This window comes from Streptomyces sp. NPDC048018 (assembly GCF_043202995.1).
GTDB lineage: Bacteria > Actinomycetota > Actinomycetes > Streptomycetales > Streptomycetaceae > Streptomyces.
Map to the genome: position 1 here is coordinate 24,683 of NZ_JBIDBK010000007.1, position 16,216 is coordinate 40,898.

Here is a 16,216-nt window from a genome sequence, read left to right on the forward strand (position 1 = left end):
GAAACCGGCTCGTGGCGGCCTGTCGGAGTGGCGCAGAATGGGGGAATGGCGAGTGGTGACGGCGGACGCGGAAGCGAGGCGCGCGCGGGCACGCCGGCGGGCCCCGCGCACCCGGCGGCCCCCGCCGGCCCCGCGGGGTCCGGCACGCGGCCGCGCGGGCACGCCGTCGCCGCGGGCGACCGCAGCGGCGCGCCCGTGCAGGGCGGGGAAGCGACGCGCGGCGAGCGGGCGCGGTACTGGCAGCCGGCCGGGCTGCCCGGGGTGGACCTGCTGCACGCGCACTACGTCCGGAAGTCCTTCTCCCGGCACACCCACGAGAGCTTCGTCTTCGCCGCCATCACCGAGGGCGTCGAGGCCTTCCACTACGGCAGCGACCTCGTGCACGCGGGACCCGGACAGATCGCGCTCGTGAACCCCGACACCCCGCACACCGGGCACGCGGGGGTGCCCGAGGGCTGGACCTACCGCACGATCTACCCTGACGCCGAGCTCATCCGGTCCATCGCGGCCGAGACCGTCGCGCTGCGCGGCGACGTCGGGTTCACCGCTCCCGTCGTCGACGACCCGTACGCGGCGCAGCTCGTCATCGGCGTGCACCGGGCGGCCGAGGAGGGCAACGCGCTCGCCGCCGACAGCCTGCTGAGGCTCGTCACCGCCCGGATGCTGCGCAGCCACGGCGGCCGGGTCGCACCGCGGGCGCCGCTCGCCGCCGGGGCGCGCGACGCGGCACGCGCGCGTGCGGTCCTGCAGGAGCGGATGGCCGACCCGCCGACGCTGGAGCAGCTCGCCACGGAGCTCGGCACCGGCCCCTTCGCGCTGCTGCGGGCCTTCCGGGCCGCCTACGGGATGCCGCCGCACACCTGGCTGACCGATGCCCGGGTCCGCCGGGCCAGACGCCTCCTGGACGCCGGGACCCCGCCGGCGGACGCGGCCGTCGCCGTCGGATTCACGGACCAGCCCCACCTCAACCGGCACTTCACCCGGAGCGTGGGCGTGCCCCCGGGGGCGTACCAGCGGGCGCGCGGCGCCCGGTAGCGACTTCACCGGAGATCCGTCCCCGGGCGCCTTCGTCCTCCGTCGGCCGTACGGGGCGACCGGCGGCGTGGCCGGGCGTCCCTTCGGCGCGAGGCGGCGCGACCGTCGGCGGGCCCCGGAGGGGGTGCCGGGCCGGCCGCAAGAACGTACAAGACCTGGCCCGGGGCCGCGCCGTACCGTCCCTGACGTGGCAGAACAGACAGCACCTCCCGTCATACGCGGCGACGGGACCACCCCCAAGAGCGACGCGGCCGTCGTGCGCGACGCCCTCGGGGTCGGGGTCGCCGTGGGTCTCTCCGGCTTCGCCTTCGGCGTGACCTCCGCAGGGGCCGGTCTCAGCCTGCTCCAGACCTGCGCGCTCAGCCTGCTGGTGTTCACCGGCGCCTCGCAGTTCGCGCTCGTCGGCGCCCTCGCGGCGGGCGGGAACCCGTTCACCGCGGCCGCCGGGGCGTTCTTCCTCGGCACCCGCAACGCCTTCTACGGGCTGCGCCTCTCCCAGCTGCTCGCCCTGCGCCGCTCCGTCCGGCCGTTCGCCGCGCAGTGGGTCATCGACGAGACCACGGCCGTCGCGCTCGCCCAGCCGGACCGCAGGACCGCCCGCCTCGGCTTCACCGTCACCGGGCTCACCCTGTACGTGCTGTGGAACCTCACCACCCTGCTCGGCGCCCTCGGCGCCGAGGCCATCGGCGACACCGCCGCCTGGGGACTGGACGCGGCCGGCCCCGCCGTCTTCCTCGCCCTGCTCGCACCCATGCTGAAGTCGGCCACCGAGCGGGCCACCGCGGCCCTCGCCGTCCTGCTCGGCCTGGGCCTGCTGCCCGTGCTGCCGGCCGGCGTCCCGGTGCTGGCCGCCGCGCTCGCCGCACCCGCCGTGCTCTGGTTCCGCGGCCGCCGGGCCGGCGGCCGCTCCGAGGAGGACGCCCGATGAACGTCTGGATCGCCGTCGCGCTGACCGCCGGCGGCTGCTACCTGGTCAAGCTGCTCGGGCTGCTCGTCCCGGCACACACCCTGGAACGTCCCCTGGTGCAGCGCCTCGCCGCCCTGCTGCCGGTCGCCCTCCTGGCCGCGCTCACCGCCCAGCAGACCTTCGGCGCCCAGGGCGCCCTCGCCGTGGACGCCCGCGCCGCCGGGGTCGCCGCCGCGGCCGTGGCCCTCTTTCTGCGGGCTCCGTTCCTGGTGGTCGTCGGCGCGGCCGTCGTGGTCACGGCAGGCGTACGGGCCCTGGGCGGCTGACCCCGGCGCACGCGCCGGGGGCGCCGGCCTCCTCACACGATCGCGCGGCCGTGCGCCCGCAGGGTCCGCAGTGCCTCCACCGTCACGATCGGGCGGTTCTCCAGGGCGGTGCCCGGCGCCCACTGGCGCCAGGTGACCGGCCAGCCGCCGTCCTGCTCCTGGATCGCCGCGAGGTGGTCCAGGGAGCGGCCCATCTCCTCGTCCGTGAACCAGCGGCGGGCCAGCGAGTCCGGCACGCGCGCGTAGTCGTACGGATAGTGGTGCTCGCCCGGCGCGTAACCGTCGGCGACCGGGTAGTCCTCCGGCCGGTCCGGGTCCAGTACGGCCAGCCGCTGCTCGCGCACCAGGCGCCCGAGCCGGTCGCTCGCCGCCTGGGCGCGGGCCCGGTCCGGCACCCCGTCGAGGAAGGCGACCGCTGCCTGGACCTCGTACGGATGGGACTTCTCCAGCGCGTCCACGGCCGCCCAGCAGAACTCGGTGGCCCGGAACAGCCAGGCGTGCCAGACCTGGTTGCGGTGCAGCAGACCGACCACCGGCCCGGTGGTCAGGAGTTCGCTGGGCGGATCGTCGACGACGGGCACGAACGGCGCCGTCGGATAGCCCCGCTGCGAGGGGTGCACGGCCGGCAGGGCGCCGTCGTGGGTGGAGACCTCGGTCAGATAGCGGCAGATCCGCTCGACCCGCAGCCCGCCGCACCGGCCGATCGAGTCGAGCACCCGCAGGGCGTGCGCGGTGTGCAGCGGCTGGCTGACCGGCCCCCGCAGATCGGGTTCGAGGGCGTGGCCGTAGCCGCCGTCCTCGTTCAGGTACGCGGTGAGCGCGGCCTCGACGGGATCCGCCCCGCCACGCAGGAAGTGGTAGGCGAACCGGCGCTGTTCGAGCACGCGGGCGGTCAGCCAGACGAAGTGCTCGGCCCGTGCGAGGGGTGACGCGACAGGAGCGGGTTTTTCTGGAGGATTTCCGGCCATGTTCCGACGTTAGGCGCGAAGGCGCGTCTGACAAGGCCTAAGGCCCGGGCTGCACTCCTGGGAGCGGGATACTGGGGTCATGCGGTTGACGATTTTCTGGGAACGGATGACGGACCACTTCGGTGCGTCCTACGCCGAGACCTTCGCCCGGGACCATGTGATGACGGAACTCGGCGGGCGCACGGTGCACGAGGCCCTGGACGCCGGGTGGGAGGCCAAGGACGTCTGGCGGGCCGTCTGCACGGCCGTCGGCGTACCGGCCGAGAAGCAGTGAGGTGACGGCTCCGGACGGGAATGTCCGCGCGGTGCGCGAGACTGGCGGGGTGGCCCCGATTGACGCGAACGACGAGACCGCAGGCGAGACCGACGACGAGCGCCGTGGCGCCCTGCCCGACGAGGGCGGGACGGCGACGCCGGGTCGGGCCTCCGTGCCGACCGGGCGGGACGAGAGGCCGCCCGGGGTGACGGGCGCCCGCCGGCCGGGCGCTCCCTCTTCCCTGGAGACGGCTGAACCGGCCCCCGCCGAGGAACCGGCCTCCGAAGAGGTGGCGGGATCGGCCGCCGTCGTGGGTCCGCAGGCGCCGGCGGCGCGCATGCCGCGCTGGCTGCCCCGGGCCATGGTGCTCGCCCTCGCGCTCTACGCCTGCTTCCAGCTCGGCAACTGGGCCTTCCACCAGCTCATCGGTCTGCTCGTCAACATCCTGCTCGCCTTCTTCCTGGCGCTCGCCATCGAGCCGGCCGTGGGACGCATGGCGGCGCGCGGGATGCGCCGTGGCCTCGCCACCTTCATCGTCTTCTTCGGCGTCCTGATCGTCAGCGTCGGCTTCGTCGTGCTCCTCGGCTCGATGCTCGCGGGGCAGATCGTCGACATGGTCGAGAACTTCCCCAAGTACCTCGACTCCCTGATCAACTGGGCCAACCAGCACTTCCACACCGAGCTGTCCCGGGTCGAGGTCCAGGACAGCGTGCTGCGTTCCGGCTGGCTGCAGAAGTACGTCCAGAACAGCGCGGCCGGTGTCCTGGACGTCTCCGCGACGCTCCTCGGCGGTCTCTTCAAGCTCCTGACGATCTTCCTGTTCGCGTTCTACTTCGCCGCCGACGGACCCCGCCTGCGCCGGGCGCTGTGCTCCGTCCTGCCGCCGGCCAAGCAGACCGAGGTGCTGCGCGCCTGGGAGATCGCCGTCGACAAGACCGGCGGCTATCTCTACTCGCGCGGCCTGATGGCGCTGATCTCCGGAGTGGCGCACTTCGTGCTCTTCGAGATCCTGGGCATCCCGTACGCGCCCGCCCTGGCCGTCTGGGTCGGCCTGGTCTCGCAGTTCATCCCGACCATCGGCACCTATCTGGCGGGCGCCCTGCCGATGCTGATCGCCTTCACCGTGGACCCCTGGTACGCGCTGTGGGTGCTGGTCTTCGTCGTGGTCTACCAGCAGTTCGAGAACTACATGCTGCAGCCCAAGCTGACCTCCAAGACCGTGGACATCCATCCGGCCGTGGCCTTCGGCTCGGTCATCGCGGGCACCGCGCTCCTCGGCGCGGTCGGCGCGCTGATCGCGATCCCGGCCGTCGCCACCCTCCAGGCCTTCCTCGGCGCCTATGTGAAGCGCTACGACGTCACCGACGACCCGCGCGTCCACGGTCACCGGCGCTACGGGGAGGCCGTCGTCGCCCGCCTCCAGAAGGCGCTGCACCACAAGAAGGAGCAGACGGAGAGGGACCGGGACTAGAGCGTGTCTCTTTGATCGGCTGGTCAGTTGATCGGATGTGTCTGTCCGGTTAGTGATCACTGATGCGATGTGGGACCGGATCGAGCCGCTGATGCCGGCCGATCCGGTCCGCGGTCGGCGGTGGGCCGATCACCGCCGAACCCTGGAGGCCATCGCGTGGAAGTACCGCACCTGCTCGCCCTGGCGGGACCTGCCCGACGAGCTCGGCTCGTTCCAGACGGCCCACAAGCGGCTGATCAGGTGGGCCGTGGATGGCACCTGGGAACGCATCCTCGCCGCGGTCCTGGCAGCGGCCAACGATGCTGACGACATCGGCTGGACCGTGTCGGTGGACTCCACCGTCTGCCGGGCTCACCAGCATTCCGCTGGCGCCAGAAAAAAGGGGCTCCAGGTCGGGCCGAACCCGACGACCACGCACTCGGACGCTCGCGCGGCGGCCTGAGCACGAAGGTCCACCTTGCCAGCGACGCCCGTGCACGGCCCCTGGCCCTCCGCGTCACCGCAGGGCAGGCGGGTGATGCTCCAGCCTTCGAGACCGTCATGGTCGCCATCCGCGTTCCGCGAAGCGGACCGGGGAGACCGAGGACCCGGCCCGATGCCGTCCTGGCGGACCGTGCGTACTCATCCCGCGCGATCCGAAGTCACCTCCGCCGACGCGGAATCCGCGCTGTCATCCCCCAGCCGTCCGACCAGGTCGGCCACCGTCTGCGGCGAGGCCGTGCCGGCGGCCGACCGCCGGCCTTCGACGCCGAGGCATACAAGCAGCGCAACGCGGTCGAGCGGTGCATCAACCGGCTCAAGCAGTGGCGCGGCCTGGCCATGCGAACGGACAAGCTCGCCATCGCCTACCAGGCCGCACTCCATCTTGCCGCCATCCTCATTTGGAGCCGGCGCTGAGCCAGACGTCTGAAGGATTCGTCAGGCCCGCCCATGAACAATGAGCTGGTTTTGTTCTCCGTCAAAGATGCCGGCCAGGACGTCGGCCTCCTGCCGGTGCCCGTCGAAGAGGCCCCGCTGGTCGACATGCACGATCAGGACGTCGTGGCTGTCGATCACCTCGGAGATGCCCCGGGTCTCAATCGTGTCCGACCACGCGTCCAGGTTCCGGCCAAACCACTCTGGCAGTCCGCACGGCTCGCTCACCGCATCCCAGAAGTCGTTGAGTGTCTCGATCAGCCGACCCCGCAGGTCAACGATCAGCTCGCTGTCCGTCATCGCAGCAGAGTAACCAGCCCCACCACGAGAATCACCGGTCAAGGAGACACGCTCTAGGGCCTGTCTTTCGGATCATGCCGGGCTCGCGGCGTCTGGCACGCGCATCTGCGGCGTTGTCGTCGGTCGCCAGGGCTCCGCCATGGCTCCCTCCTCCGCCTTGCAGCTGCACGCACCAGACGCCGCTCCCTGATCCGAAAGACAGACCCTAGCGGCACCGGCGGACGGCCCGGGCGCGGTGCGGCGGGTCGGAGGGGGTGGGCATGCCGGTGGGCGAAGCGGGTGGCCGGGGAGACGGGCAGGGGGCCCTCGTCCGTGTCGCGGCACCGGCGTGGTGCGCTTGACACGAAAATCGAACATCCATTCTCATGGGAGTTCAGGACCTTGGAATCACGGGGTTTTCGCCGAGTTATCCACAGGCCGGGAGGGACGCCGGGGCCCATTGTCAGTGGCAGGGGTTAGCGTCTTTCACATGAAGCGATCGACTCAAGCAAACCGGGTGGAACCCATGGCAGGAACCGACCGCGAGAAGGCGCTCGACGCCGCGCTCGCACAGATTGAACGGCAATTCGGCAAGGGTGCCGTCATGCGCATGGGTGAGCGCTCGCGGGAGCCGATCGAGGTCATCCCGACCGGGTCGACCGCCCTCGACGTCGCCCTCGGCGTCGGCGGCCTGCCGCGTGGCCGTGTCGTCGAGATCTACGGCCCGGAATCCTCCGGCAAGACGACCCTGACCCTGCACGCCGTGGCCAACGCGCAGAAGGCCGGCGGCCAGGTCGCCTTCGTGGACGCCGAGCACGCCCTCGACCCCGAGTACGCCCGCAAGCTGGGCGTCGACATCGACAACCTCATCCTGTCCCAGCCGGACAACGGTGAGCAGGCCCTCGAGATCGTCGACATGCTGGTCCGCTCCGGCGCCCTCGACCTGATCGTCATCGACTCCGTCGCCGCGCTCGTCCCGCGTGCGGAGATCGAGGGCGAGATGGGTGACTCGCACGTCGGTCTCCAGGCCCGTCTCATGAGCCAGGCGCTGCGGAAGATCACCAGCGCGCTCAACCAGTCCAAGACCACCGCGATCTTCATCAACCAGCTGCGCGAGAAGATCGGCGTGATGTTCGGTTCGCCGGAGACCACGACCGGTGGCCGCGCCCTGAAGTTCTACGCCTCGGTGCGCATCGACATCCGCCGCATCGAGACCCTGAAGGACGGCACGGAGGCCGTCGGCAACCGCACCCGCTGCAAGGTCGTCAAGAACAAGGTCGCGCCGCCGTTCAAGCAGGCCGAGTTCGACATCCTCTACGGCCAGGGCATCAGCCGTGAGGGCGGCCTGATCGACATGGGCGTGGACCACGGCTTCGTCCGCAAGGCCGGCGCCTGGTACACGTACGAGGGCGACCAGCTCGGCCAGGGCAAGGAGAACGCCCGTAACTTCCTGAAGGACAACCCCGACCTCGCCAACGAGATCGAGAAGAAGATCAAGGAGAAGCTGGGCGTCGGCGTGCGGCCCGAGGAGCCCTCGGTCGAGCCGGGTGCGGACGCGGCGAGCGGCACGGACGCGGCGGCTGCGGGCACGGACGAGGCGGGCAAGTCCGTCCCGGCCCCGGCCAAGGCCGCCAAGGCGACCAAGGCCACCGCGGCCAAGAGCTGACCCGGTGACCGGTCGCACCGAATGGCCGGACGACAGCCCCGACTCGTCGAGGGCCGAGAAGGAGCTGTCGTCCCAGGATCCGGCTGAGCAGGCGCGGGCGATCTGCCTGCGCCTGCTCACCGGGACCCCCCGCACCCGCAAGCAGCTCGCCGACGCCCTGCGCAAGCGGGACATCCCCGACGAGGTGGCCGACGAGGTGCTCTCCCGGTTCGAGGACGTCGGGCTCATCGACGACGCCGCCTTCGCCGGCGCCTGGGTCGAGTCCCGGCACCACGGGCGGGGCCTCGCCCGCCGGGCCCTCGCCCGCGAGCTGCGGACCAAGGGCGTCGACCCGACCGTGATCCAGGAGGCCGTCGAGCGGCTCGACTCGGACCAGGAGGAGGCCCGGGCCCGCGAGCTCGTCGACCGCAAGCTGCGCGCCACCCGTGGTCTGGAGCGGGACCGCCGGCTGCGCAGGCTCGCCGGCATGCTCGCCCGCAAGGGATACCCGGAGGGCATGGCCCTGCGGGTGGTCCGCCGGGCCCTGGAGGAGGAGGGCGAGGACACGGAGGGGCTGGAGGAGCCCTTCTAGCCGTGGCCCCCGCGCCCTCCCCGGCCTAGCGGTGCCTCGCCCCGGTCTCCCGCCTGCGCCGTCTGCCCAGCTGGCCCGACTCCTGGGCCGGTGCCGTCAGCCCACCTGGTCCGGCTTCTGGTCCGGCTCCCGGTTCGCCGGGAGGAGCACCGGGAGGCCCGCCGCCCGCCATGCCTGGAAGCCGCCGACGAGGTCCGTCGCGCGGTGCAGGCCCAGCTGGTGCAGCGAGGCCGCCGCGAGGGAGGAGGCGTACCCCTCGTTGCAGAGCACCACGACCCGTAGAGCGTGGCTGTCCGCCTCGGGGACGCGATGGCTGCCGAGCGGGTCGAGCCGCCACTCCAGTTCGTTGCGCTCCACGACCAGCGCGCCCGGGATCAGGCCGTCCCGGTCGCGCAACGCCGCGTAACGGATGTCGACGAGCAGGGCGTCACCGGCCTCGTAGGCCTCGTACGCGGTCCGGGCGTCGATCCGTTCGAAGCCTGACCGCACCTGCTCCAACAGCTCGTCGATGCCGACGGGTTCGCCCACGGGCTCGCCGGTCCGTCCGTCCGTGGACGTGCCGGTGGTCGCGGGCCGGGATGCGCTGCTCACTGCCAGTCCTCCGGGCGTTCGACCTGCTCGAGACGGAGTACCGCGCCCGTCCGGCTGAAGCGTCGGATCAGGGGGAGCGGCGGGTAGTAGGCGTGCACCGAGACCGCGTGCCCGGCGCGGGACTCGTTCAGCACCTCGTGCACGTGGTGGCGGCCGAAGGCGCGGCTCCGGCCGGCCGGGAGCTCGCGGCCGCGGTCGACGCCGTCGGCGAGCTCCAGGTTCTTCCAGCCGCCCGCCGGGAGCCGTACCGCGAGCGAGTGTTCCCGCAGGACCCCGCGCGCGGTGGCGAAGGCGCCGAACGACTCGGCGTGGTCGTGCCAGCCGGTCCCCGTGCCCGGCGGCCAGCCGATGAGCCAGGCCTCGCTGCCGCCCGGGCCGTCGAGCCGTAGCCAGGTGCGCCCCTCGGGATCGAGGGGCAGCGAGTCGATCAGCGCGGTGTCGGCGGCCGTCCGCCGCACGAAGTCCAGCAGGTCGGCCTCCGTGGGAGCCGGGGAGGAGGCGGACGAGGGCGCGGCGGAAGGGGAGGGGAACGACGACGGGGCCGACGACGGGGAGGGAGAGAGGGCAGGGGCGGGCGAGGGACCGGAAACGGGCGTGGCGGTGTGCTGTGTCTGAGGCACGAAGGACCGTCCTGAGGTTCGCGAAAGCGCGCGGACCCGGAGGGGCGCGCGCGAAAGCCGTGAAGGGGGAGGCGAATTCAGCAGGACGGGCGACACACGCAGCCCGCGTAGCGGATCAGGTCCACATGGACCCTCCGCCACAGGCGCACACAGGTGTCGGTCACGCTCCGGAGTACACCATGGACGCCCGCGGCGGTCAATCGACCGTCAGGAGGCGTCCGCGGGCACGTCCGCGGTCTCTTCCCCGGCCGCCTCTTCGGACGCGTCCTCGGCCGGCTCCCCGGCCGCCGGGTCGCCGCCGCGCACCGCGTCCGCCGCGGCGTGCAGTTCCTCCGGCCGCACCCCGGCGAACGCGGCGGCCAGATGCCCGTCCGGGCGCACCAGGAGCACGGCGTGCGCGGGAGCCCCGGGGTACGCCTCCGTCACCAGCAGCTCGGCGGGCGCCGGCAACGCGTCCACGGCCTCGGCGAGCCGCGGCATCACCCCGGCGCTCACCCAGTGGCGCCGGTCCCACACCCCGGTGCCCGGCGCGACCAGGAGCACCAGCTGACGGCCCTGACCGAGCCGGTCCCGGAGCCGCACGGTCGTGCCGTCGGGGGCGGTCACCCGCACGTCCTCGACCGGCGCCCCGTCCGGCGTGCCCACCGGGATCCGGCCCTCGGAGGGCTCCGGTGCCAGCGGGGAGTGCGGGTAGGCGGGCAGCGCCCCGAGCGGGCCGCGCCCCAGGTGCCCGTCGGCGAGCAGGGCGTCGTGTCCGCGCCCGCCGCCCGGCAGGTACGTCCGGAGTCCGCTGCCGCCCCGCAGCAGCGGCAGCGCCTGGTCCGCGGCGCGCAGCAGGCCCGCGACGGCGGCCCGGCGCTCGCTCTGGTAGCTGTCGAGCAGGGTGGGCGAGGCGTCCCGGTGGTGCCAGGCGTGGGCCAGCTTCCAGGCCAGGTTCTCGACGTCCCGCAGCCCCTCGTCGAGCCCCTGGGTGCCGACCGCGCCCAGCAGGTGCGCCGCGTCCCCGGCGAGGAAGACCCGGTCCACCCGCCAGCGGCGGGCGAGCCGGTGGTGCACGGTGTGGACGCCGGTGTCGATCAGGTCGTACGGCGGGGTCGTGCCCTCGCACCAGCCGCCGAGCGTGTCGCGGATGCGGGCCACCAGCGCTTCGGGGGTGACGAGCTCGCCCCGCGGCGGCAGCAGCCAGTCGATCCGCCACACCCCGTCGGGCAGCGGCCGGGCCGCGATCTCGTCGCCGACGCCCCGCCACGGCGGCTGACGATGCAGCAGGGCCTCGCCGGGCCAGGGGAGTTCGGTGCGCAGCGCGGCCACCGCGTAGCGCTCGACGGCCGTGCGCCCGGGGAAGCGGACGCCGAGCAGCTTGCGCACGGTCGAGCGGGCGCCGTCGCAGCCGACCAGATGGCTGCCGCGCCACCAGGCGCCGTCGGGGCCCCTGGTGTGCGCGCCGACCCCGTGTGCGTCCTGCTCGACGGTGTCGACCCGCGCGTCGGTGACGAGCGTGACGAGCTCCTCGCGCGCCACGGCGTCGCGCAGGCCGCGGGCCAGCGCGTGCTGGGGGATGTGCAGCGGGGCGGCCGGCACGTCGGCGCCGCCGTCCGCGCCGGCGTCCCCTGTCAGGCCGAGGTCGAGCGGGACGTGCCGCATCTGCTGCCGGCGGCGCATCGAGCGCCAGCCGACCCAGCGGACCCCCTCGTCACGGAGCGTGGCACAGCCGAGCCGCTCCACCAGGGCGGCCATGTCGGCGCGCAGCACCACGGTGCGGGCGGGCCGAGGCTCCTCCTTGCCGGACGTCTCGTCGAGGACGACGCAGGGCACGTCCTGGGCGGCCAGGGCGAGGGAGAGTGCGAGACCGACCGGCCCCGCGCCTACGATGATCACCGGGTCCACGGCGCGGCTCCTGAAGGCGTGCGAGGCCGTACGGTCATGCGGGAAGCACAGCAGAGTGTGGCACGGGCCCGGAGCTTGATCACAGAACGTATGCAACCCACTGGGGATGCGTGCGTCAAGTGACGGGGGCAGCGGCGTCGCCACTGCCCCCGGATGATGTCACATACCGTCAGTTCTCCGTCGTACCGGGGCCACCCGTGCCGCCGGGGCGGCCGGCGTCCGTGCCCGCCACGACGTCCTGCGCCTGCGCGTCGGAGACCTTGATGCCGGTCTTCGCCCGCCGTCCGCGCTTCTCGATCCAGGTGGCCAGCGCGGAGAGCGCAAGACACAGCGCGATGTAGACGGCGCCGAAGACCACGATCACGGAGACGTACGGGTACTGGCCGTTGACCAGCGTGTTGGAGGCGATCAGACGGGCCGAGTAGAGCAGCTCGGGGTAGAGGATGACGAAGCCGAGGGAGGTGTCCTTCAGGGTGACCACCAGCTGGCTGATGATCGTCGGGAGCATGGCCCGGACGGCCTGCGGCAGCAGGACGCTGGTCATCACCTGGGTCTTGGTCATGCCGAGCGCGTAGGCGGCCTCACGCTGTCCGCGCGGCACCGCGTTGACGCCGGCGCGCAGCACCTCGGCCTGGACGCAGCCGTTGTAGACGGACAGGCCGACGGCCAGGGCCCACAGCGAGTAGTCCGTCAGGAAGGCGACCCACACCGCGTAGATGGTGATGAGCAGCGGCAGGGAACGGAAGACCTCGATGAAGCCGGTGGCCACCCAGCTGACGGGCTTGTGGTCGGAGAGCCGGGCGACGGCGAGCAGCACCCCGAGCACCAGGGAGCCGACCGCGGCGAGCCCGAAGGCCTTCAGGGTCGCGAGCAGCGCGTCGGCGATGTTCTGCCGGATGCCCGCGTAGTTGAAGATGTCCCACATCTCGGGGGCGAGGTGCCCCTTGTCGCTCAGCCGCATGACGCTGATCACGAGCAGGGCGAGGAGGACGAGGCTGCCGACGACGGCGTAGATCCGGTTGCGGATGCGGGCCTTGGGGCCGGGGGCGTCGAAGAGAACGCTGGCGCTCATCGGGCGACCTCCATGTTGCGCTCAAGGAGACGGAAGAGTCCGCTGATGGCGAAGGTGATGACGAGGTAGGCCACGGCGACCCAGGCGAAGACCGGGCCGATCGCGTAGCCCTCCTCGCTCATCAGGGTCTGCCAGCCGAAGAGTTCGGTGACGCTGAAGGCGCCGGCGATGGCCGAGTTCTTGGTCAGGGCGATGAAGATCGAGCTGAGCGGGGGCAGCACCGTCCGGGTGGCCTGCGGCAGCACGATCAGGCGCAGCGTCTGGGAGAAGGTCAGGCCGAGCGAGCGGGCGGCCTCGGCCTGGCCCAGCGGCACCGTGCCGATGCCGGAGCGGACCGCCTCGCAGACGAACGAGGAGGTGTAGAAGCCGAGGGCGAGGGAGGCCAGCAGGAACGGGCTCATGCCCGGGAAGAGGATCTCCGGGACCACGAAGAAGAAGACCAGGAAGAGCAGCGTCAGCGGGGTGTTGCGCAGCAGCGTCACCCAGGCGGTGCCGAAGAAGCGCAGCGGGGGGACGGGGGAGACCCGGAAGCCGGCGATGACGATGCCGAGGACCAGCGCGATGGCCGAGCTGACGGCGGTGATCTCCACGGTTCCTATGAATCCGTTGCGGAACTCCGCGAAATGGTCGAGCAGTACGTTCATGAGGACTCCGCGTCGGCAGTCAGCGGCGGGCTTGCGGGCAGCAGGCGTACGGGCAGGGGGGCGGACGCCCCGCGGCACCGGAGCCGGCGTCCGGGGAGGACGTGTACGTGGCTACGGGGCTGCGGGGCGTCCGCGCGTGCGGGGCAGCCGTCAGTAGCGGACGATCGCCGGCGGCTCGGTGTAGGCCGAGCCCGAGAGGCCGAGGGTGGCCTCGTAGATCTTCTTGTAGGTGCCGTCGTCCTCGTGCGCCTTGAGGACGTCGTTCACCTTGTCGCGGAGGGCCTTGTCCTCCTTGTTCATGCCGATGCCGTACGGCTCCTTGGTGAACGGCTTGCCGATGACCTTCAGCTTGCCGGCGTTGGCGGCCGCGTAGCCCTTGAGGATCGAGTCGTCGGTGGTGACGGCGTCCACCTGCTTGGTGAGCAGCTGCTGGACGCAGTCGGAGTACTTGCCGAGCTCGACGGTCTCCGCGCCGTACTGCGGCTTCTTGATCTCCTGGAGGGGGGTCGAGCCCGTGATCGAGCAGACCTTCTTGCCCTTCAGGGCCTCCGGGCCGGTGATCCCGGTCTCGTCCTTGCGCACCAGGAGGTCGGCGCCGGCCTGGTAGTACGGGCCCGCGAAGCCGACCTGCGCCTTGCGCTTGTCGTTGATCGTGTAGGTGCCGACGTAGTAGTCGACCTGGCCCGTGGAGATGGCGGTCTCGCGGAGCTTGGAGTCGACCGTCTTCCACTCGATCTGGTCCTCGGAGAAGCCCAGGTCGGCGGCGATCATCTTGGCGATCTCGATGTCGAAGCCGGAGCGCTTCTTCGTGGCCTGGTCCTCGAAGCCGAGGTAGGGCTGGTCGGCCTTGGAGCCGATGATGAGCTTGCCGCGCTCCTTGGCCTTCTTGAAGGTCGGCGACGCGGCCAGGTCGACACCGCTCGCGACCGTGTACTTGGGGAGCTGCGGGGCGCCGGAGTCGCCGGGCTTGGTGGCGGGCTTGTCGCCGGCCGAGCCCTCCTTGCCGCCACAGGCGGTCGCGGTCAGTGCGAGGACGGCAACGGCCACGGCCGCGGTCTTGCGGAGCTTCATCGTGAACATCCCTAAGGGTCGAGGGTAGTTGATCGTCAGTGTGCAGCAAGTCGCGTGCAGTGACTAAGGAGTTCCGGGCGCGTGGCGACGGTGCCGGGTTCGCGCCGGCGCGCGACCCCATGGTGCGGGGATCCGCGTGCGCGGGTCCCGGTGGTGCGGACTCAGTGGTGCAGGATCTTCGACAGGAAGTCCTTGGCGCGGTCGCTGCGCGGGTTGCTGAAGAACTCGTCGGGGGCGGCCTGTTCGACGATGCGGCCGTCGGCCATGAAGACCACGCGGTTGGCGGCCGAGCGGGCGAAGCCCATCTCGTGGGTGACGACGACCATCGTCATGCCGTCCCGCGCCAGCTGCTGCATGACCTCCAGGACCTCGTTGATCATCTCCGGGTCGAGCGCCGAGGTCGGCTCGTCGAACAGGATGACCTTGGGGTCCATGGCGAGCGCGCGGGCGATGGCCACGCGCTGCTGCTGGCCGCCGGACAGCTGCGCCGGGTACTTGTCGGCCTGGGTGCCGACGCCGACCCGGTCGAGCAGTGCGCGGGCCTTGGCCTCCGCCGCCTGCTTCTCCGTCCTGCGGACCTTGATCTGGCCCAGCATCACGTTCTCCAGCACCGTCTTGTGCGCGAAGAGGTTGAAGGACTGGAAGACCATGCCCACGTCCGACCGCAGACGGGCCAGCTCCCGGCCCTCCTGGGGCAGCGGCTTCCCGTCGATGGTGATGCTGCCGGAGTCGACCGTCTCCAGGCGGTTGATGGTGCGGCACAGCGTGGACTTGCCGGACCCGGACGGGCCGATGACCACCACGACCTCGCCCCGACGGATCGTCAGGTCGATGTCCTGGAGCACGTGCAGCGCGCCGAAGTGCTTGTTCACGTCGGACAGCACGACCAGGTCGTCCGTGGCCGGCACCGCGTCCTGCGAACCCTGGGTCACTGACACTCCGCTCATCGGCTTCTCGCTCCGTCCTGCTCGGTTGGGGAGGACACTAGAGACCGGGTGTGCGGAGCGTCATCACATCTGAGCGAAGTTTGAGGATAACGATCCGGTCGCAACCGGACACACTGCGTGAACGGGATGGTCGGTGCCGTACCGGGTGGATAACAGAAGCACGGGCTTCCCCGGGGCGGACTTGACTGCGACCGCGACCATCGGCGTTCATGCCCTGGTACACAGAACGTCATCACGCGCCTCGCGCACCGCACGGAGAGATTACGGAGGAGGGCCATGAGACTACTGCTCGTCGAGGACGACGACCACGTCGCCGCCGCGCTCTCCGCGGTCCTCGCCCGGCACGGCTTCACCGTCACCCACGCCCGCAACGGCGAGGAGGCGCTCCAGGCGGTGCTGCCCGCCGCGCACGGCGAGCGCCCTTCGTACGGGGTGATCCTCCTCGACCTCGGGCTGCCCGACCAGGACGGCTACCAGGTCTGTGGACGCATCCGGAAGCTCACCACCACCCCCGTGATCATGGTGACCGCGCGCGCCGACGTGCGTTCCCGCATCCACGGCCTCAATCTCGGCGCCGACGACTACGTCGTCAAGCCCTACGACACCGGTGAGCTGCTCGCCCGCATCCACGCCGTCAGCCGGCGCCACGCCGGCGCCGAGGAGCAGGCCGGAACCACCGAGGACAGCACGCTGCAGCTCGGCACCGTCACCATCGAGCTGCCCACCCGTCGCGTCAGCGTCGACGGCGACGCCGTCCCGCTCACCCGCAAGGAGTTCGACCTGCTCGCACTGCTCGCCCAGCGGCCCGGCGTGGTGTTCCGCCGCGAGCAGATCATCAGCGAGGTCTGGCGCACCAACTGGGAGGGCACCGGCCGCACGCTGGAGGTCCATGTGGCCTCCCTGCGCTCGAAGTTGCGCATGCCCGCCCTGATCGAGACCGTGCGGGGCGTCGGCTACCGCCTGGTCGCGCCGACCGCGTAGCCGAGGGCC

General features: G+C 71.9%; 19 protein-coding genes. 9 read left to right on the top strand and 10 right to left on the bottom strand.

The window, feature by feature from the left end:
- Positions 1 to 45: 45 nt before the first annotated feature.
- From ACGF1Z_RS25960 to ACGF1Z_RS25970, 3 genes are all read left to right on the top strand, one after another.
- The gene (locus ACGF1Z_RS25960; RefSeq protein WP_393007915.1) at positions 46 to 1,035 is read left to right on the top strand and encodes an AraC family transcriptional regulator; all 990 of its coding nucleotides are present in this window, start codon (positions 46 to 48) and stop codon (positions 1,033 to 1,035) included.
- Positions 1,036 to 1,222: 187 nt separating this feature from the next.
- Positions 1,223 to 1,963 (top strand): AzlC family ABC transporter permease, encoded by a 741-nt coding sequence (locus tag ACGF1Z_RS25965; RefSeq protein WP_393007917.1) that lies wholly within the window; start codon positions 1,223 to 1,225, stop codon positions 1,961 to 1,963.
- Positions 1,960 to 2,268, top strand: a complete 309-nt coding sequence (locus ACGF1Z_RS25970; RefSeq protein WP_393007919.1) for an AzlD domain-containing protein — start codon at positions 1,960 to 1,962, stop codon at positions 2,266 to 2,268. The genes ACGF1Z_RS25965 and ACGF1Z_RS25970 overlap by 4 nt, the downstream gene beginning before the upstream one ends.
- Positions 2,269 to 2,300: 32 nt before the next feature.
- Here the strand turns inward: ACGF1Z_RS25970 and ACGF1Z_RS25975 are convergent, their stop codons facing one another.
- A complete protein-coding gene (locus tag ACGF1Z_RS25975; RefSeq protein ID WP_393007921.1) occupies positions 2,301 to 3,236 on the bottom strand; it encodes a hypothetical protein in 936 nt (311 codons plus the stop codon).
- Positions 3,237 to 3,315: 79 nt separating this feature from the next.
- Between ACGF1Z_RS25975 and ACGF1Z_RS25980 the strand changes: the two genes are divergently transcribed.
- From ACGF1Z_RS25980 to ACGF1Z_RS25990, 3 genes are all read left to right on the top strand, one after another.
- Entirely contained in the window at positions 3,316 to 3,510 is a 195-nt protein-coding gene (locus ACGF1Z_RS25980; protein ID WP_393007923.1) for a DUF3046 domain-containing protein, read from the top strand.
- Between the two features lie 319 nt (positions 3,511 to 3,829).
- Complete coding sequence (locus ACGF1Z_RS25985) at positions 3,830 to 4,963, top strand: AI-2E family transporter (RefSeq protein ID WP_393008461.1); 1,134 nt, start codon at positions 3,830 to 3,832, stop codon at positions 4,961 to 4,963.
- Between the two features lie 67 nt (positions 4,964 to 5,030).
- Positions 5,031 to 5,860 (top strand): IS5 family transposase gene (locus ACGF1Z_RS25990; RefSeq protein ID WP_393008463.1). Its coding sequence is split into 2 segments (ribosomal slippage): positions 5,031 to 5,343 and positions 5,343 to 5,860, totalling 831 coding nucleotides; the frame shifts between segments, so codons are not numbered across the junction.
- 21 nt (positions 5,861 to 5,881) lie between these two features.
- On the opposite strand, the gene ACGF1Z_RS25995 is transcribed toward ACGF1Z_RS25990, so the two are convergent.
- Positions 5,882 to 6,178 carry a barstar family protein gene (locus ACGF1Z_RS25995; protein ID WP_393007925.1) on the bottom strand — a complete coding sequence of 99 codons (297 nt, stop codon included), beginning with the start codon at positions 6,176 to 6,178 and terminating at the stop codon, positions 5,882 to 5,884.
- Between the two features lie 505 nt (positions 6,179 to 6,683).
- Here ACGF1Z_RS25995 and recA point away from each other — a divergent pair.
- Positions 6,684 to 7,823 (top strand): recombinase RecA, encoded by a 1,140-nt coding sequence (gene recA, locus ACGF1Z_RS26000; protein WP_393007927.1) that lies wholly within the window; start codon positions 6,684 to 6,686, stop codon positions 7,821 to 7,823.
- Complete coding sequence (recX, locus tag ACGF1Z_RS26005; protein ID WP_393007929.1) at positions 7,705 to 8,394, top strand: recombination regulator RecX; 690 nt, start codon at positions 7,705 to 7,707, stop codon at positions 8,392 to 8,394. Before recA ends, recX begins: the two co-directional genes overlap by 119 nt.
- Positions 8,395 to 8,490: 96 nt before the next feature.
- On the opposite strand, the gene ACGF1Z_RS26010 is transcribed toward recX, so the two are convergent.
- The 8 genes from ACGF1Z_RS26010 to ACGF1Z_RS26045 form a co-directional block, all read right to left on the bottom strand.
- Positions 8,491 to 8,922 carry a rhodanese-like domain-containing protein gene (locus ACGF1Z_RS26010; protein ID WP_393008465.1) on the bottom strand — a complete coding sequence of 144 codons (432 nt, stop codon included), beginning with the start codon at positions 8,920 to 8,922 and terminating at the stop codon, positions 8,491 to 8,493.
- A 59-nt stretch (positions 8,923 to 8,981) separates the two neighbouring features.
- Positions 8,982 to 9,605, bottom strand: a complete 624-nt coding sequence (locus ACGF1Z_RS26015) for a cysteine dioxygenase (protein ID WP_393007931.1) — start codon at positions 9,603 to 9,605, stop codon at positions 8,982 to 8,984.
- Between the two features lie 77 nt (positions 9,606 to 9,682).
- Entirely contained in the window at positions 9,683 to 9,769 is an 87-nt protein-coding gene (locus ACGF1Z_RS26020) for a putative leader peptide (RefSeq protein WP_381281530.1), read from the bottom strand.
- Positions 9,770 to 9,812: 43 nt separating this feature from the next.
- Complete coding sequence (locus tag ACGF1Z_RS26025) at positions 9,813 to 11,492, bottom strand: FAD-dependent monooxygenase (RefSeq protein ID WP_393007933.1); 1,680 nt, start codon at positions 11,490 to 11,492, stop codon at positions 9,813 to 9,815.
- A gap of 169 nt (positions 11,493 to 11,661) precedes the next feature.
- A complete protein-coding gene (locus tag ACGF1Z_RS26030; RefSeq protein WP_393007935.1) occupies positions 11,662 to 12,564 on the bottom strand; it encodes an amino acid ABC transporter permease in 903 nt (300 codons plus the stop codon).
- On the bottom strand, positions 12,561 to 13,208 hold the full coding sequence (locus ACGF1Z_RS26035; protein WP_393007937.1) for an amino acid ABC transporter permease: 648 nt from the start codon (positions 13,206 to 13,208) through the stop codon (positions 12,561 to 12,563). The genes ACGF1Z_RS26030 and ACGF1Z_RS26035 overlap by 4 nt, the downstream gene beginning before the upstream one ends.
- A gap of 150 nt (positions 13,209 to 13,358) precedes the next feature.
- On the bottom strand, positions 13,359 to 14,279 hold the full coding sequence (locus tag ACGF1Z_RS26040) for a glutamate ABC transporter substrate-binding protein (protein WP_393007939.1): 921 nt from the start codon (positions 14,277 to 14,279) through the stop codon (positions 13,359 to 13,361).
- Positions 14,280 to 14,440: 161 nt separating this feature from the next.
- Positions 14,441 to 15,226, bottom strand: a complete 786-nt coding sequence (locus tag ACGF1Z_RS26045; protein ID WP_393007941.1) for an amino acid ABC transporter ATP-binding protein — start codon at positions 15,224 to 15,226, stop codon at positions 14,441 to 14,443.
- Between the two features lie 276 nt (positions 15,227 to 15,502).
- Between ACGF1Z_RS26045 and ACGF1Z_RS26050 the strand changes: the two genes are divergently transcribed.
- Complete coding sequence (locus tag ACGF1Z_RS26050) at positions 15,503 to 16,207, top strand: response regulator transcription factor (protein ID WP_393007943.1); 705 nt, start codon at positions 15,503 to 15,505, stop codon at positions 16,205 to 16,207.
- Positions 16,208 to 16,216 lie beyond the last annotated feature (9 nt).

Bases quoted from the DNA above. Each gene is read 5' to 3' on its own strand.
- ACGF1Z_RS25960 (WP_393007915.1), top strand. From the start codon at position 46: ATGGCGAGTGGTGACGGCGGACGCGGAAGCGAGGCGCGCGCGGGCACG.
- ACGF1Z_RS25970 (WP_393007919.1), top strand. From the start codon at position 1,960: ATGAACGTCTGGATCGCCGTCGCGCTGACCGCCGGCGGCTGCTACCTG.
- ACGF1Z_RS25975 (WP_393007921.1), bottom strand. From the start codon at position 3,236: ATGGCCGGAAATCCTCCAGAAAAACCCGCTCCTGTCGCGTCACCCCTC.
- ACGF1Z_RS25980 (WP_393007923.1), top strand. From the start codon at position 3,316: ATGCGGTTGACGATTTTCTGGGAACGGATGACGGACCACTTCGGTGCG.
- ACGF1Z_RS25985 (WP_393008461.1), top strand. From the start codon at position 3,830: ATGCCGCGCTGGCTGCCCCGGGCCATGGTGCTCGCCCTCGCGCTCTAC.
- ACGF1Z_RS25995 (WP_393007925.1), bottom strand. From the start codon at position 6,178: ATGACGGACAGCGAGCTGATCGTTGACCTGCGGGGTCGGCTGATCGAG.
- recA (WP_393007927.1), top strand. From the start codon at position 6,684: ATGGCAGGAACCGACCGCGAGAAGGCGCTCGACGCCGCGCTCGCACAG.
- ACGF1Z_RS26030 (WP_393007935.1), bottom strand. From the start codon at position 12,564: ATGAGCGCCAGCGTTCTCTTCGACGCCCCCGGCCCCAAGGCCCGCATC.
- ACGF1Z_RS26035 (WP_393007937.1), bottom strand. From the start codon at position 13,208: ATGAACGTACTGCTCGACCATTTCGCGGAGTTCCGCAACGGATTCATA.
- ACGF1Z_RS26040 (WP_393007939.1), bottom strand. From the start codon at position 14,279: ATGAAGCTCCGCAAGACCGCGGCCGTGGCCGTTGCCGTCCTCGCACTG.
- ACGF1Z_RS26045 (WP_393007941.1), bottom strand. From the start codon at position 15,226: ATGAGCGGAGTGTCAGTGACCCAGGGTTCGCAGGACGCGGTGCCGGCC.
- ACGF1Z_RS26050 (WP_393007943.1), top strand. From the start codon at position 15,503: ATGAGACTACTGCTCGTCGAGGACGACGACCACGTCGCCGCCGCGCTC.